The 14,869-nt window shown below is 76.2% G+C and carries 12 protein-coding genes; 4 read left to right on the top strand and 8 right to left on the bottom strand.

Annotated elements, in window-relative coordinates:
• Window positions 1–321, top strand: coding sequence for a DUF3349 domain-containing protein (locus tag CLV70_RS09820; RefSeq protein WP_106126118.1), 321 nt, complete (start codon window positions 1–3; stop codon window positions 319–321).
• Here the strand turns inward: CLV70_RS09820 and CLV70_RS09825 are convergent.
• The 4 genes from CLV70_RS09825 to CLV70_RS09840 form a co-directional block, all read right to left on the bottom strand.
• Window positions 318–1,709, bottom strand: a complete 1,392-nt coding sequence (locus CLV70_RS09825; protein ID WP_425440133.1) for a M1 family metallopeptidase — start codon at window positions 1,707–1,709, stop codon at window positions 318–320. The genes CLV70_RS09820 and CLV70_RS09825 overlap by 4 nt on opposite strands.
• Window positions 1,655–5,623, bottom strand: a complete 3,969-nt coding sequence (locus CLV70_RS09830) for a Pls/PosA family non-ribosomal peptide synthetase (protein WP_106126119.1) — start codon at window positions 5,621–5,623, stop codon at window positions 1,655–1,657. The genes CLV70_RS09825 and CLV70_RS09830 overlap by 55 nt, the downstream gene beginning before the upstream one ends.
• 138 nt (window positions 5,624–5,761) lie before the next feature.
• Window positions 5,762–6,307: a class I SAM-dependent methyltransferase gene (locus tag CLV70_RS09835; RefSeq protein ID WP_211303709.1), complete on the bottom strand. Its 546-nt coding sequence runs from the start codon at window positions 6,305–6,307 to the stop codon at window positions 5,762–5,764.
• Window positions 6,308–6,483: 176 nt separating this feature from the next.
• A complete protein-coding gene (locus CLV70_RS09840; protein ID WP_146164012.1) occupies window positions 6,484–8,382 on the bottom strand; it encodes an ATP-binding cassette domain-containing protein in 1,899 nt (632 codons plus the stop codon).
• 41 nt (window positions 8,383–8,423) lie between these two features.
• Here CLV70_RS09840 and CLV70_RS09845 point away from each other — a divergent pair, with 41 nt between their 5' ends.
• Complete coding sequence (locus tag CLV70_RS09845; protein ID WP_106126121.1) at window positions 8,424–8,687, top strand: PqqD family protein; 264 nt, start codon at window positions 8,424–8,426, stop codon at window positions 8,685–8,687.
• A gap of 7 nt (window positions 8,688–8,694) precedes the next feature.
• On the opposite strand, the gene CLV70_RS09850 is transcribed toward CLV70_RS09845, so the two are convergent.
• Window positions 8,695–9,510 (bottom strand): hypothetical protein, encoded by an 816-nt coding sequence (locus CLV70_RS09850; RefSeq protein WP_106126122.1) that lies wholly within the window; start codon window positions 9,508–9,510, stop codon window positions 8,695–8,697.
• 83 nt (window positions 9,511–9,593) lie between these two features.
• Here CLV70_RS09850 and CLV70_RS39640 point away from each other — a divergent pair, with 83 nt between their 5' ends.
• Together CLV70_RS39640 and CLV70_RS09855 are read left to right on the top strand one after the other, a co-directional pair.
• Window positions 9,594–9,797, top strand: a complete 204-nt coding sequence (locus CLV70_RS39640; protein WP_158277736.1) for a hypothetical protein — start codon at window positions 9,594–9,596, stop codon at window positions 9,795–9,797.
• An 8-nt stretch (window positions 9,798–9,805) separates the two neighbouring features.
• Window positions 9,806–10,717 carry a nucleotidyltransferase family protein gene (locus CLV70_RS09855; RefSeq protein WP_158277737.1) on the top strand — a complete coding sequence of 304 codons (912 nt, stop codon included), beginning with the start codon at window positions 9,806–9,808 and terminating at the stop codon, window positions 10,715–10,717.
• A 4-nt stretch (window positions 10,718–10,721) separates the two neighbouring features.
• On the opposite strand, the gene CLV70_RS09860 is transcribed toward CLV70_RS09855, so the two are convergent.
• The 3 genes from CLV70_RS09860 to CLV70_RS09870 all read right to left on the bottom strand — a co-directional run bounded on the left by CLV70_RS09860 (window position 10,722) and on the right by CLV70_RS09870 (window position 14,504).
• Window positions 10,722–11,516 (bottom strand): class I SAM-dependent methyltransferase, encoded by a 795-nt coding sequence (locus tag CLV70_RS09860; RefSeq protein WP_106126124.1) that lies wholly within the window; start codon window positions 11,514–11,516, stop codon window positions 10,722–10,724.
• The gene (locus tag CLV70_RS09865; protein WP_146164013.1) at window positions 11,513–12,499 is read right to left on the bottom strand and encodes a M28 family peptidase; all 987 of its coding nucleotides are present in this window, start codon (window positions 12,497–12,499) and stop codon (window positions 11,513–11,515) included. The genes CLV70_RS09860 and CLV70_RS09865 overlap by 4 nt, the downstream gene beginning before the upstream one ends.
• 70 nt (window positions 12,500–12,569) lie before the next feature.
• Window positions 12,570–14,504 carry a tetratricopeptide repeat protein gene (locus CLV70_RS09870; RefSeq protein ID WP_106126126.1) on the bottom strand — a complete coding sequence of 645 codons (1,935 nt, stop codon included), beginning with the start codon at window positions 14,502–14,504 and terminating at the stop codon, window positions 12,570–12,572.
• Window positions 14,505–14,869 lie beyond the last annotated feature (365 nt).

The raw sequence follows: 14,869 nt of genomic DNA on the forward strand, positions 1-14,869 counted from the left end.
ATGAGCGAGCCGCGGGCGAGTTTCCTGACCCGGGCGGTCGAGTGGCTGCGCGCCGGGTATCCGGCCGGGGTGCCGCGGCAGGACTACGTGGCCCTGCTGGGCGTCCTGCGCCGCAAGCTCACCGAGGACGAGGTCCGGGGCATCGCGAGGGAGCTGGTGAGCCGGCTCGCCCCGGCCGGCGACGACCCGGTGACCACCGGGGACATCGAGGAACTGATCAGCTCGTCGATGCTCCAGGAGGCGTCGCCGGAGGACGTCGTCCGGGTCTCCGCCCACCTCGCGGCGGGCGGCTGGCCCCTGGCCGATCCCCCGGGCCCCTAGCGCGGGAAGGGCGGGAGTGCGCGGCTGTCGAGCCAGGCGTCGAACAGGCCGTCGAGCGGCTGCCGGGCGAAGCGCTGGGCGTGCGCCCGGAACTCCCCCGTGGTCACCGTCGCGTGGCGGTGCTCGGCCACCCAGGAGCGCAGGAGCGCGAAGAACGGCTCCTCGCCGACCTGCCTGCGCAGGGCGTGCACGGTGAGCGCGCCGCGCTTGTAGACGATCGGGTCGAACATGCGGTCGATGCCCGGATCCGCCACGACGACGTCGCGGGGGCGGGCGGCGACGCGCGAGTACCACTGGGCGGCCAGGGCGTCCGTGGGCAGGCCGCCGCGGACGCCGGACCAGAGCCATTCGGCGTACGTGGCGAAGCCCTCGTTGAGCCAGATGTGCCGCCAGTCCGCGACCGTCAGGCTGTTGCCGAACCACTGGTGTGCCAGCTCGTGCACGACCAGCCGCTCGTGGGTGCGCCGCCCGTCGACGTGGTTGCGGCCGAAGACCGCCATGCCCTGCGCCTCGACCGGGTCGTCGAGGTCGTCGTCGGCGACCACGACCACGTACTCGCCGAACGGGTACGGGCCGAAGAGCCGTTGCAGCACCTCCATGATCTCGCCGTGCCGGCCGAAGTCGTGCGCGGCCGCGGCCCGGACCGCACGCGGGATCGCGGCGCGCTGGACGACCCCGCCCACCGCGAGGTCGACCAGGTCGTAGCGGCCGATCTGCACGCTCATGAGGTACGGCGAGGTGGGTTCGTGGCGCTCGTACACCCACGTGGTGCTGCCCGCGCCGCGCCGCCGGGAGACGAGGTCGCCGGTCACCAGCACCGTGTACGGCGAGGCGGTCGTGAGCGCCACCCGGAACGTGGCCTTGGCGGCCGGGTGGTCGTTGCACGGGAACCACGACGGCGAGCCGTTGGGCTGGCTGGCCACGAGCGCCCCGTCGGTCAGCTCCTCCCAGCCGAGCTCGCCCCAGCGGCCGGAGATCGGGACGGGGCTGCCCGCGTACCGGATCTCCACCCGGAAGGTCTCCCCCGCCGCGATCGGGCGCTCGGGCCGGATCTGGAGCTTGGCCGGCCGGTGGTCGAACTTCGCCGGCCGGCCGTCCACCCGCACGCCCTGGATCCGGAACCGGCCCAGGTCGAGGGTGAACCGCGACAGCGCCTGGCCGGCGACCGCGGTGACGGTCGCCCGGCCGGCCAGCCGGTTCGGCGGGACCTGGTAGTCGAGTTCCAGGTCGTAGTGCAGCACCCGGTAGCCGCCGTTGCCGTGCCGCGGAAGGTACGGGTCGGTCGAGCGTTCGGCACCGGGAGAGGCGCCGCCGTTCCCCGGTGCCTTCGGGGTCATGCCCGGCGGGCGGCCGCGCCCGGCCAGGCCGCGATCGGGTTGCCGAGCCACCGGCTGTCCGCCGGCACCGCATCGCCGCGGGTCACCAGGGAGCCGGGTCCGACGGTCGTCCGCGCGCCGATGCTCGCGCCGGGCAGCACGATGCCGTGCGGGCCGAGCGCCGCTCCCGCGCCGAGGGTCACCTCATCCATGCTCATCACCCGATCATGGAACAGGTGGGTCTGCACGACACAGCCCCGGTTCACCGTGGCACCGTCACCGAGCCGGACAAGATCGTACTCGGGCAGCCAGTAGGTCTCCAGCCACACGCCCCGGCCGATCTTCGCGCCGAGCGTCCGCAGCCACGCCGTGAGCAGCGGCGTCCCGGTGGCGAAGCGGACCAGCCAGGGCGCGGCGAGCACCTCGACGAACGTGTCGGCCAGCTCGTTGCGCCACACGAACGACGTCCACAGGGCGCGCTCGGCGACCCGGAACCGGCCGACCAGCAGCCACTTCGCGGCCGTCGCCGTTCCGGCGGCCACCAGCGCCGCGGCGAGCATCACCGGAGCGGTGGCCAGCGCGGCGGCCCATCCGCCGGCCGCCTGCCACACGGACGCGAGGGCGGCGAGGACGGCCACGGCCAGGGCGGCGGCGCACATCACCGGGATGATCCGGCACAGCTCGATCGCGGCGCGGGCGAGCTTGAGCCGCAGCGGCGGGTCGAAGGTGCGGCTGGTGTCGGCCGATTCGACCGTACGGCGCAACGGCATCGGCGGCGCGCCCAGCCACGACGAGCCCTTCTTGGCCTTGCGGGGCGCCGACGACAGCACGCCGACGAGCCCGCGCTTGGGCACCGAACGGCCGGGCGCGGCCATCCCCGAGTTGCCGAGGAACGCCTGCTTGCCGATGCGGGCCGGGGCGACCCGCAGCCAGCCGTGGCTCAGCTCGTACGTGGCGACCATGGTGTCGTCGGCCAGGAACGCCCCGTCGGCGACCGTGGTCATCGCCGGCAGCGCGAGCACCGTCGACGCCTCGACCCCGCGGCCGACCTTGGCGCCCAGCAGCCGCAGCCACACCGGCGTGAAGAGGCTGGCGTAGAGCGGGAACAGGCCGACGCGGGCCATCCCCATCAGCCGCTCGGTGGTCCATACCTGCCACGCCACCCGGCCCTGGACGGGGTGGTAGCCGGCGCGCACGCCGATGCTGAGCGCGCGTACGGCCACGAGCACGAGCAGCGCGTAGCCGGCGAGGTAGGCGACCGTTCCGGCCGCGACGGCGCCCAGCACGGCCAGGGGCTCGGGGCGGTAGGCGGCCGTCCACGCGAGCATCGCGAGGGCGGGCAGGGCGGCCACGACCGGCACCAGCCCCAGCAGCTGCGCCGTCAGCCCGTACGCGGCGGTGAAGAAGCGGGACCGCATCCTCGACCGCACCGGACGCCGCGCGGGCCACACGGCCGCGCCCTTGGCGGCGGGTGCCGCCGGCGATCCGGCCCAGCGCTGGTTCGCCGGCACGGCACCGGCCACGGTCGAGCCGGCCGCGACCCGCGCGCCCTTGCCGACCCGGGCGCCGGGCAGGAGGGTGCTGCGCGAGCCGACCCGGGCGCCGGCGCCGACGCGCACCTTGCCGACCCGGACGACGTCGCCGTCGACCCAGTGGCCGGACAGGTCGACCTCCGGCTCGATCGCCGCGCCGCGGCCCAGCTTCAGCAGGCCGGTGACCGGCGGCGCCGAGTGCAGGTCCACGTCGGGGCCGATCTGGGCGCCGAGCGCGCGGGCGTAGGTGATCATCCAGGACGCACCGGCCACGCTGGTGGCGCCGGTCAGCTCGGCGAGCCGCTCCGCCGCCCACAGCCGCAGGTGGACGCCGCCGCCGCGCGGATAGCTGCCCGGGCGCACGCCGCGCAGCAGCACCCGGGCGCCGCCGGCCGCCACCGCGATCCGGCCCAGCGGGCTGTACAGCAGCACCCAGCCCAGCGCGACCCACCACCAGGAGACCGCGGGCGCCCACGGCGCCGGAACGAGCAGGGCGACGACGTTGCCGAGGGCGGCCAGCGCGGTCAGCCAGCGCAGCCCGACGAGGGCGAGCATCGGCAGCAGGAGCAGGCCCTGGATCAGGCCGGCGCGCCGCGGCGTCGGCCGCACCTCCCGGCGGGTGACCGTCGTGGTCCCGAGCGCGTCGAGCACCGTCGCGAGCTTCGCGGGCGTCGGATGCCGGTAGACGTCGGCGACCGAGACCTGCGGGTGCCGGCTCCGGATCCACGCCACCAGCTGCGCCGCGCTGAGGCTGCCGCCGCCGTGCTGGAAGAAGTCGGCGTCCGCCGCGCCGGGGCGGACACCCAGGATCTCCTGCCATCCGCCGGCGATCCACGCCTCGGTCGCGGTCAGCTCCGCCGTCGCCTCGTCCTGCCCCGTCGCCAGCGGCCAGGGCAGGGCGGCCCGGTCCACCTTGCCGGACGTACGGGTGGGCAGCGTGTCCACCACGGTCAGCATCGGCACCAGCGCGGCCGGCAGGTGTTCCCGGATCCGCCCGGCCGCCGCGGCGGCGTCGAACTCCACGCCCTCCTGCGGCAGCACGTACCCGACCAGGAGCTGGTTGCCGGTCGCGGTCCGCTGCACCGCGGCAGCCGCGCCCGCGACGCCGGGCAGCGCCTGCAACGCGGCGTCCACCTCGCCGAGCTCGATCCGGCGACCGCCCAGCTTGACCTGCTCGTCGCCGCGGCCGACGAACAGCAGGCCCTCGGGCTCCGCCCGGACGATGTCCCCGCTGCGGTACGCCCGCTCCCAGCCCAGCGACGGCAGCGGCGCGAACTTCTCGGCGTCCTTGGCCGCGTCGAGATAGCGCGCGAGCCCGACCCCGCCGATCACCAGCTCGCCGGTGCCGCCCATCGCGACGGGCTCACCGGTGCGGTCCACCACCGCGAGCTCCCAGCCGGCGAGCGGCAGCCCGATGCGCACCGGGCCGTCGGCGGTCATCCGCGCGGCGCAGGCCACCACGGTCGCCTCGGTCGGCCCGTACGTGTTCCAGACCTCGCGCCCCTCGACGGCCAGCCGCTCGGCCAGCTCGGGCGGGCACGCCTCGCCGCCGAAGATCAGCAGCCGGACCTCGTCGAGCGCCTCGACCGGCCACAGGGCGGCCAGCGTCGGCACCGTGGAGACCACCGAGATGCGCTTCGCGGCCAGCCACGGGCCCAGGTCGACGCCGCTGCGCACCAGCGACCGCTCGGCGGGCACCAGGCACGCGCCGTGCCGCCAGGCGAGCCACATCTCCTCGCAGGACGCGTCGAACGCCACCGACAACCCGGCCAGGACGCGGTCGTGCGGCCCGATCGGCCCGCCGGCCCCGTCCTCCTCCTTGTCGCCGGCGGCGCGTTCCCTGCCGGCCGCGTTTTCCTCGCCGGCCAGGAACAGGGTCGCCTCGGCGTCGACGAAGGCCGCCGCCGCGCCGTGGCTGACCGCGACGCCCTTGGGCGTACCCGTGGATCCGGAGGTGAAGATGATCCAGGCGTCGTCGTCCGGGCCGGGCCGTCCGGGCCGGCCCGCGGGAGCACCGCGCAGCGAGACGGTCAGGCCGTCGCCGAGCACCGCGCACACGCCGGCCTCGCCGAAGACGAGTTCCGCGCGCTCCCCGGGGTCGTCGGCGTCGACCGGCACGTACGCCGCGCCGGCCGCGAGCACGCCGAGAATGGCCAGGTACAGCTCGGCCGTACCGGAGGAGATCCGGACGCCGACCCGGTCGCCGGCGCCGATCCCGTGCCCGGCGAGCACGGCGCGGACCTCGTCGACCCGCCCGGCCAGTTCCCGGTACGTCAGCACGGACGCACCGCTGTCGAGGGCGTCGGCGCCGGGGTGCTCACGGACGGTAGCGTCGAGGATGTCGACCAGCGTGCGGCGGGCCGGCGCGGAGGAGGACGCGAACACGGCCGCAACCGCGGGTTCGGCGGCGATCGGGGGCAGGACAACGGGTCGCAGATCGGTCGTCACGGTCACCGGGCGCGCACCATCTTCACCTCAGGGTCAGCGTTGAGGCGTCCGGTCATGCCGTCCCGCCCTCGAGCAGCCCTCCACGCTACGTCGTGCGACCGGCGGATGACGGCAGGATTGCGGTTTCGTGTCCACCACCACACGTCAGGCGGGCACGGGCCTCCGGCAGTGGTAGACGAGCGCGGGCGGCAGATTCGCCCACACCGTCCGGCCCGGCACCACCTCCTCGAACCGCTCCCGCAGCGCCCGCCGGAACCGCACGGCCGGCCCCGACCAGCGGGCGTGCACGTAGGCGAACGTGGTGAAGGCGCCGCCCGGGGCCAGCGCGCCGGCCACCTCGTCGAGCAGGCGTCGCTGCAGGTCCGGCCCGAAGGCCGCCCAGGGCAGACCGCTGACGATGACGTCGGCCCGCCCGATGCCGCGGCGGGCCCGGACCTCGGCGAGATCCCGCGCGTCCGCCGTGACCGCCTCGACGCCGGGGAAACGCCGGGTGAGCAGCCCGGTGAAGCGCTCGTTGACGTCGATCGCGACGTACCGGCCGCGGCCGTCGAGCAGCCCCTGGATCGTCCGCGTGAAGGCGCCCGTACCCGGGCCCAGTTCGAGGACGACCGGGTCACCGGTCGCCGGGATCGGCAGCGTCATCCGCCGGGCCAGGGCACGGCTGCTGGGCGCCACCGACGCCACGGACATCGGGCTCCTGACGAATTCCCGCAGGAACGGCATCGCATCGGCGCCGGCCGCCCCGCCGGTGCAGGCGGTCACGGGCACCCGGCCCGGGTCAGCTCCCGGCGGCGACGGCCGGAGTTGTTCATGGTCATGCCGCGACGCTAATACTCCGGCGGCCGTTCCCGGTCGTACCGTTCGTCCTAGGTCCGGCAGACCCACCCGGCGCCCGGGTCGTCGACGGCCGGAGCAGATACGCCTTCCCCGGCTTCATCGGCTCGCACGTGCACGGCAGCGGCCGGCAGGTAGCCGTCGGCCTGGAGGGCGAACAGGTCCGCGTACGGGCCGCCCGCCGCCATCAGGGTGTCGTGGTCGCCCTGCTCGGCGATGCGGCCGCCGGCCAGGACCACGATCCGGTCGGCGGTGCGGACGTTGGCGAGGCGGTGGCTGATGACGATCACCGTACGGCCGGCGAAGAGGGTGCGGACCGTCTCGAAGAGTTCGTGCTCGGCGCGCGGGTCCAGGGCGGTCGCGGGCTCGTCGAGGATCACCAGGCGGGCGTCGCGGTGGCAGGCGCGGGCCAGGGCGATGCGCTGCCACTGGCCGTCGGAGAGGTTGGTGCCGCCGGCGTACTCGGTGCTCAGCGGGGTGTCGTAGGCGGCCGGCAGGCGGCGGACGAGGTCGTCGGCGCCGGCCGCCCGGGCGGAGCGGGCCACCGCGGCGCGGGGGCCGGGCGCGCCGGTGTCGGCGGTGCCGGGGGCGATGTTGTCGGCGACGCTCAGGGCGTACCGGATCGGGTCGGCGAACAGGACCGCGACGTGCCGGCGGACCGTGAGCGGGTCGAGGCCGGCGAGGTCGGTGCCGTCCCAGGCGATGCTGCCGCCGGTCGGCGGGAGCAGGCCGGCCAGCAGCAGGGCGAGGGTGGACTTGCCGGAGCCGTTCTCGCCGACGAGGCCGATGACCTCGCCGCGGCGGACGGTCAGGTCGACGCCGTCGAGCGCCGGGCGCGCCGCACCCGGATAGCGGAAGCTCAGGCCGCGGGCGTGCAGCACGGCGAACCCGTCCGCAGGGGCCGGCCGTCCGGGGCCGGCGGGCCCGTCCGGGGCGAGGGCGGTGAAGCGGCCCAGATCGGCGAGGAAGAGCGAGCTCTCGTAGAGCGTTCCGGCGGCGGTGAAGGCCTGCTCGAGGCGGCTGCTGAGCAGCTTGACGGCCAGCACCGCGGCGCCCGCGTCGGCGAGGGTGACCGGGCCCCGGGTGAGCGCCAGCAGCACCACCAGGGTGAGGGCGGTGGCGCCGGCGGCGAGGACGCCGGCCAGCGCGGCCTGCCGGTGGCGGCGGTTGACCAGCGCGCGGAGGTCCTCGAGGTAGCGGTCGTTGGCGTGCCCGTAGCGCTCCCGGAACGACCCTGACAGCTCGTACGCCCGCACCTCCCGGGCCTCCTCCCGGCCGGTGAGGACGGACCGCAGATGGTCCCTGAGCCGGGCGGAGGGGCTCTGGGTGACGGCGAAGGCGAACTCGGCGGCGCCGCCGCGGCGGGACACGAGCAGCAGCGGCAGGCCGATGGCGAGCAGGATCGGCGGCAGCATCGGGTGCAGGGCGAGCAGGGCGAGGGACAGCACCACGATCGCGGCCCCGGCGCCGAGCAGCTGCATCAGGGCGTTGGTGACCAGCAGGGGGCGGGATACGGCGTTCGCGCGTACCCGCTGGAGGTGGTCGGCGAAGTCGGGGTCGTCGAAGCGGTGCAGGTCGACGGCGGTGGTGACGTCGAGGATGCGGTCGTAAGCCGCGCGCTGCGCCAGCTCGCCGAGCAGCCGGTTCTGCAGGGCGAGCGCCGGGGCGGCGAGGCCCGCGACCGCGCTCGTCACGGCCAGGGCGGCCAGCGGCAGGACGGCGTCCCCGCCGCCGGGGCGGGCGTCGAGCACCGCCGCCAGCGCCTCGCGGCCGATGAGGACCTGCGCGCCCAGCAGCGCCGCCGACGTGAGCTGCAGGGCCGTGACGGCGGCCGTACGCCGGGGAGCGGCCCGCGCCACGAGGGCGACGGCGGCTCGCAGCGTCGAGGTCACCCGGCGAACCGCGCCGAGGTAATAGGATATAAGCCGCACTATCTGACAATAATGGATGGAACGACCGGACGGAGCAGCCGATGTGGAGTTTCAGCCCCGAGGCCGTGCAGTGGCACCTCGTCGACGGTGAGGTGATCGCGCTCGACACCGCCCGCGGTGAGTACCTGTCGGTCGACGGCAGCGGCGCCCTGCTCTGGTCACGGCTGGCCGACGGCGCGACGGAGGAGTCGCTGGCCGCGGACCTGACCGCGGCGTACGGCATCGATCCGGACGTCGCCGCGGTCGACGTCGGACTGTTCCTGCGCGAGCTGCACGACCGGCGGTTCCTGACCGCGGCGGCCTGAGGGCGGCTCAGCCGCCGACCAGCACCCGTTCCACCTCCGGCATGCAGCCGAAGTTCTGCGGCCGGGCCAGCCGGATCATCGGCAGCGCGGCGAGGGCCAGCGGCACGGTCAGATTGCCGTCGACCGGCTGGGCGGTGCGGTGGGTGGCGATGTGGCCGAGCCGCTCGCGGGGTGGCACCGGCGTCGCCGTCACCTCGGGACCCCATTCCAGGATGACGGTGCGCACCACGGGGGCGCTCAGCCGGCGCGGCACGGGCAGCGGGTAGCGATGCCGGCAGGAGCGCCGGACCTGGCGGGCATGACGGGCCAGATCCAGGTGTACGGCGGCATCCGGGCGCAGGTCGAGGCAGCGCGGCCCGGCGTGCGCCACCCCGTCGCGGACGTTGAGGTGGTCGTCGGTGAAGATGTCCAGGCCCGCGCGCAGGGCGAGCCAGGCCATCGTGGACGTCTTCCCGCCGCCGGACGACCCCAGCACGGCCACCACGCCGTCCGGGGTGAGAACCCCGCCGGCGTGCAGGCAGTCGCCGCCGCGTTCCAGCGTCGCCGCGCACACCGCGAGGGCCAGCATCGGGTGCACGAGCCCGTCGGGGTCCGGCAGTTCCGCCCCGCTCCAGCTCACCCCGCGGGCGCCGCGGTCCACGTGCACCGCCCAGCCGTCGCCGGAGAACGCCTCGCGCCAGCCGTCCCGGGCCGGCGGCTCGGTGCCGACCCGCACGTCCAGGGCGGGCCAGCCGGGGCCGGCCTCGTGCAGGTAGCGGCGCCCGAAGACGGCCGGGTCGAGCCGGAAGCCGTAGGCGCCGACCGGCGATGCGTCATCAAACATGGCTCTCCATCGCTTTTCGGGCATATGGCGTGTACAGCCCGTATCGTACGAAGAGTAGATCATCAGACGACGGGGGATCACCGATGACGCACGTGCTCGAACGGCCGCGTACGACCGCTTACGCGCCGCCCGTACTGCAACCGCTCGGAACGCTGCGCAGCCTCACCCGGGGCGCCGGGCCGCACGGCGAGCCGGTGGTGATGCAGACGGTCGCCATCCCGCCGTTCGCGCCGGCGCCCGACGCGTACCGGCGGCCCACGCTGCGCCCGGCGCGCCTGCCCCGCTGAGGTCGTCCGTGACCTCACGGATCGACGCCACGACGGCGGAGTGCGTCGCGGCGCTGAATGCCGCCGGCGTACCCCAGCTGCTGTTGAAGGGTCCCACGGTCGCGCGCTGGCTCTACCGCGACGGAACGCCGCGGCCCTACTCCGACAGCGATCTGCTGGTCCCGCCCGGTCTGCACCCGCGCGCCCAGGCGGTGCTCGAGGAGCGCGGGTTCGTGGACCGCTGGGCCGGCACCCGCCCGGAGGCCGCCGCCGCGTACGCGGTCACGCTCTACCGCTCCCACGCCGGCGGCCCGGACGAGGTGGTCGATCTGCACCGCGGCCTCGGCCTCGCGGATCCCGCCGCGCCGGTCTGGGAGGTGCTGTCCCGCGACGCCGAGGAGCTCGAGGTCGCGGGGCAACGGGTGCGGATGCCCGGCGAGGCGGGCCGGTGCCTCGTCCTCGCCGTGCAGGCCGCCCAGGACGGTGCCCTCGGCGCCAAGGCGCTCGAGGATCTGCGCCGCGGCCGCCGGCTCGCCGGGGCGGATGCGTGGTCCCGGGCGTGCGCGCTCGCGGACGAGCTCGGCGTCGGCCCCGCGGCGCGCCTGGCCTGCGAACTCGTCGACGCTCCCCTGCCCGGAGGCGCGGCGGGGTGGCACGAGGTGCCGCTGGACCTGCGCCTGCGCGTCCGGGGCGCGGCGCGCGGTGCCGCCAGCGTCGCCGGGCTGCGCGAGCATCGCGGCCGGGCGCGGCTGCGCTACCTGTTCCACCGGGCGTTGCCGCCGCGGGCGTTCATGGCCGAGTGCTACGGCGCCCGGACGGCCCCCGCCCTGGTCCGCGCCCACGTGCGCCGGCTGGCGCTGATGACGGTCCTGCTGCCCCGCGCGGTGCGGGACGTCGCCGCCGCCGCGCACCCTCCCGCCCCGCCGGGACGGGACCGCTGAACGGTCAGCACCGGCGGGCCACGGCATGCCCGGGCTCGCCGGTCACCGCGCGGCCGGGCGCGTAGTCCACCGGGGTGTAGCCGGCGCCGGTGAGCTCTTCCGCCAGTTCCTCCTCGGTGAAGCGGTGCAGGAAGTTGGGCGCCAGGTCGTCGCCGAGCTCCACCGGGGGCCGGCGGCGGAGGCGGCGCACCGGGCCGGCGACCGCGGCGACGACGGCGGGGCGGCGTTCCCCCGCGGACCGGGCCGCGAACGACAGCAGCACCGGGGCGTCCGGCACGAGCACGGCGTGCAGCCCGGCCAGGAAGGACATCCGGCTCCCCCGCCCGGCCATCAGCATGTACGCGCTCCAGCCCACGACCGCCGCCGCGTACGGACCGCCGCCGGACGGCGCCCGGTCGCGGCCCAGCCGGTCGAGGGTCGCCTCCCCGGATCCCGTACGCCGCAACAGGTCCCGGCCGGCCTCGACGAGCAGCGGATGACACTCGTAGCCGGCCACCCGGTGCCCCCGCCCGGCCAGCGCCAGCACCTCCCGCCCGCCACCGGCGCCGAGCACGACGACCGGGCCCGCGGCGGGGAAATGCCGGTCGATCATGCGCCGCTCCCACTCGAACAGGCCGCTCAGGTTGTACGCGTCGCTGCGGTACGCCGTCCGCCGCCGGTACTCGTCCTGGTCGACGGCGTGCAGGTCGGCCCGGTCGAGCAGGCCCAGCCACAGTCCTGCGTGGACGGCGTCCCCGGCCCGGCGCGCGGCGTCCCGCCAGCGCTGCCAGCGCGTGTAGGCGCGGGCCTTGGCGCTCACCGGGCGGCCGGCGACGGTGCTGCCGCGCGTACGAGACCCTCCAGAACGCGCCCGACGGCCGCGAGCGAATCGGCGCTGCACCGCGCCACGGTGTCGTCCACCGTGTGCCGGTACGGGTAACCCCCGTCGATCAGCACGATGCTCGGCACACCCGCCCGCGCGAGCGGGACGTGGTCGTCGGTGACCCGCCCGCGGGGCCCGTGGAAGTAGCGTTCCAGCCCCAGCGCGGCGGCGTGCTCGTGCACCTCGTGCCAGAGCCCGGGCGCGTTCGCCACGGACACGGCGTCGGTGGTGCACCGCAGCTCCGCCCCGCCCACCATGTCGATGACGACGGCGCGGCGCGGACGCCACCGGGCCCCCTCCGGGCTCCGCAGGCTGCGCGCGAACAGCCGGCCGCCGTAGCAGTGTTCGCCGAGGTCCTCCCCGTCGAGGAAGGCGAGGGCCACGGCCCGCGGGGGCGGCTCGGCGCGCAACACCCGCGCCAGCTCCAGCAGCACGGCCACCCCCGAGCCGCCGTCGTTCGCGCCCGCGGGCGGCTCACCGCGCCGGGCGGCGACCGGATCGGCGTCGGCGACCGGCCGGGTGTCCCAGTGCGTGGCCAGCAGCAGGTCGGGCGGATGGCCGGCGGGACCGAAGCGGGCCAGGACGTTGGTCATCGGGTAGCGGCGGCCGGCGCCCGTACCCCGGTCGACCGGCTGCCACCAGTCCTGCACGGCCACCTCCGCCGCGCAGGCCCGCATCCGGTCGAGGATCAGCCGGCGGGTCGGCGCGCGACCGGCGCCGCCGGGATGCCGCGGGCCCGACGCGCACTGCCGGAGCAGCAGCTCCCAGGCGAGGCCGGCGTCGAAGCCCGGGGGTCCGGCGGGCGGTTCGCCCCGGGCCGGCACCGAGGCGATCACCGTACGCGGCTGACGCAGCCGGAGCCGCGCCGCCGCCAGCGCCCGCACCGCCGGACCCCGCAGATTCCGCAATAAACCGGGCATGACCGGCACACTATCGCCGGTTGCCGCGGGCGGCGGGCAACCGGCGCCGGGATCAGCCCATCGGGCGCGCTCATCCCAGGGGCGAGGCGGCCGGCTCCTCGGCGATGCGGGCGAGCAGCGCGTCGCAGTCGCGCACGCGGCTCGGCGCCCCGGCGGTCTCGAGCAGGTCCCGCGCGGCTCTGCCGTGGCCGGACGCGGCGTGCCGGTCGCCCATCTCCAGGGCCGCCCGGGCGAGGGCCAGCAGCGCGTCCGCCTGCACCGTCCGGTACGCCTTGCCGGCCGCGATCCCGTACGCCTCCTGCGCCGTCGCGTACGCCTTTCCCGCCGCCCCCGACAGCAGGTGCGTCTCGCTGACCCCGACGGCGGCCTGCGCCTCGAAGTAGCGGTAGCCGTACCGGCGGCTGACCGCGAGCGACTCGTCGAAGCGTTCGCGGGCGTCCGTGACCGCGCGCGAGCCGAGCAGGGCGAACCCGAGCGTGTTCAGGACGCCGGCCTCGGACCGGGCGTCGCCGAGCTCGCGCGCGATGTGCAGCGCCTCCGCGGCGGTCTCCACCGCGGAGAACCACTCGCCGAGCTGGCGGTACATCTGGCTGAGCTCGTCCAGCACGCACATCTGGCCGGTGCGCGAGCCGGTGGTGCGGTAGAACCGCAGGGCGGCGTCGAGGTGGTCGCGGGCGGCGTCGAACTCCTCGAGCTGGCGCAGCACCATGCCCAGGTTGCTGCGGTTGACGATCGCGGACGGGCGGCGGGCCGCGCCCTGGTTGATCTCCAGCGCGGCCCGGAAGTAGCGGACCGCCTCGGTCAGCTCGCCGCGCTCCTGGCACATCGTGCCGAGGTCGTTCAGCGTGACCGCGCGGATGTGGGAGAACTCGGGACCGGAGCTGATCTCCAGCGTCTGCCGGTACAGGGCCTCGGCCTCGTCCAGCCGGCCCCTCTCGGCGTGCACCAGGCCGAGGTTGTGCCGCAGGTACGCCTCCCCGGCGAGCCAGCCGCTGCGGGCGGCGGCGTCCATGCCGCGGGCGTACACCTCGGCGGCGAGCTCGTGGTGCCCGACCGACCAGTGGGCCTGGCCCAGGGTCTGGTGCATGGCCGCCTGCGCGCGCAGGTCGCCGGCCGCCTCCGCCGCGGCGAGCCCGGCCCGCCCACCGGCCAGCCAGGCGACGGCGTCGCGGCCGACGAAGAAGTAGCCGCGCAGCTGGTCGGCGAGCTGCCAGGCGCGGGCCCGGTGCGGACCGGCGGCGGCCTCCTCGATCGCGGCGACGAGGTTGTCCACCTCCTCGTTGAGCCAGGCCATCGCGGCGTCGTCGTCCCGGAACGGCTGGGCGGGCGGCTCGATGTCGAGGGGCAGGCGCACCATCTCGGCGTACACCAGGCGCATGGCGGCGGCCGTACGGCCCAGGTACCAGGTGAGCAACCGGCCGAACGCCGCGGACCGGTCCGTTCCGCCCTGCGCCTTCTCCAGGGTCCGGACGGCGTAGAGCCGCAGCAGGTCGTGGTAGCGGTACCGGCCCGAGCCGTCGGCCTGGACGAGGTTGTCGGCCACCAGCTCGCCCAGGGCCCGCCGGACCAGGCCCTCGTCGGCCGGCAGCAGGGCGGCGACCGCCTCGGCGGAGAACGACGCGCCGGGCACCAGCGCCGCGTTCCGGAACACCTGGGCGGCCAGCGGCGCCAGCTCGCGGTGGCCCAGCTCGAAGCTGGTCGTCACGGCCACGTCGCCGATGGCGAGCTGGGTGAGCCGGGACCTTTCGTCGGCGAAGCGGGCGAGCAGGTCGCCGAGTCCCCGGCCGGGCTGCACGGCGAGCCGGCTGGCGTTCACCCGCAGCGCCACCGGTAGCCGCCCGCACGCGTCGACCAGGGCGCGCGCGTTCGCCGGATCGGCCTCCACCCGGGACCGGCCGATCCGGGCCGCGAGCATGCCGAGGGCCTCCTCCACCCCGGGCACCGGCAGGTCGAGCAGCGAGGCGCCGTCGAGCTCGGCGCAGCGGTTGCGGCTGGTGACCAGCACCGCGCTGGCGCCCGGGCCGGGCAGCAGCCGGCGGACCTACGCGGCGTTGCGGGCGTTGTCGAGGATGACCAGGACCCGGCGGTCGCTGAGCACGCTGCGGTACAGCGCCGCCGCCTCGTCGGCGTCGGCCGGGATCGCGCGGCCCCTCGACGCCCCGCGCGCGCAGCAGCCGGGCCAGGGCGTACGCGACGCCGACCGGCCGCTCGTCGGCGCCGCGCAGGTCGAGGTAGACCTGCCCGTCGGGGAATTCCGCCCGCACCGACCGGGCGGCCTGCAACGCCAGGCTGGTCTTGCCGACCCCGGCCATCCCGGAGATCACGCACACCACCATGGGCGGCGTGCCCGGTCCGTGGGTCGGGTAGCGC

The organism is Pseudosporangium ferrugineum (genome assembly GCF_003002065.1).
Classification (GTDB): Bacteria; Actinomycetota; Actinomycetes; order Mycobacteriales; family Micromonosporaceae; genus Actinoplanes; species Actinoplanes ferrugineus_A.

Excerpts from the sequence above, each read along its gene's own strand:
- CLV70_RS09850 (WP_106126122.1), bottom strand. The coding sequence starts at position 9,510 with ATGTTTGATGACGCATCGCCGGTCGGCGCCTACGGCTTCCGGCTCGAC.
- CLV70_RS09865 (WP_146164013.1), bottom strand. The coding sequence starts at position 12,499 with ATGCCCGGTTTATTGCGGAATCTGCGGGGTCCGGCGGTGCGGGCGCTG.
- CLV70_RS09845 (WP_106126121.1), top strand. The coding sequence starts at position 8,424 with ATGTGGAGTTTCAGCCCCGAGGCCGTGCAGTGGCACCTCGTCGACGGT.
- CLV70_RS39640 (WP_158277736.1), top strand. The coding sequence starts at position 9,594 with ATGACGCACGTGCTCGAACGGCCGCGTACGACCGCTTACGCGCCGCCC.
- CLV70_RS09820 (WP_106126118.1), top strand. The coding sequence starts at position 1 with ATGAGCGAGCCGCGGGCGAGTTTCCTGACCCGGGCGGTCGAGTGGCTG.
- CLV70_RS09835 (WP_211303709.1), bottom strand. The coding sequence starts at position 6,307 with ATGTCCGTGGCGTCGGTGGCGCCCAGCAGCCGTGCCCTGGCCCGGCGG.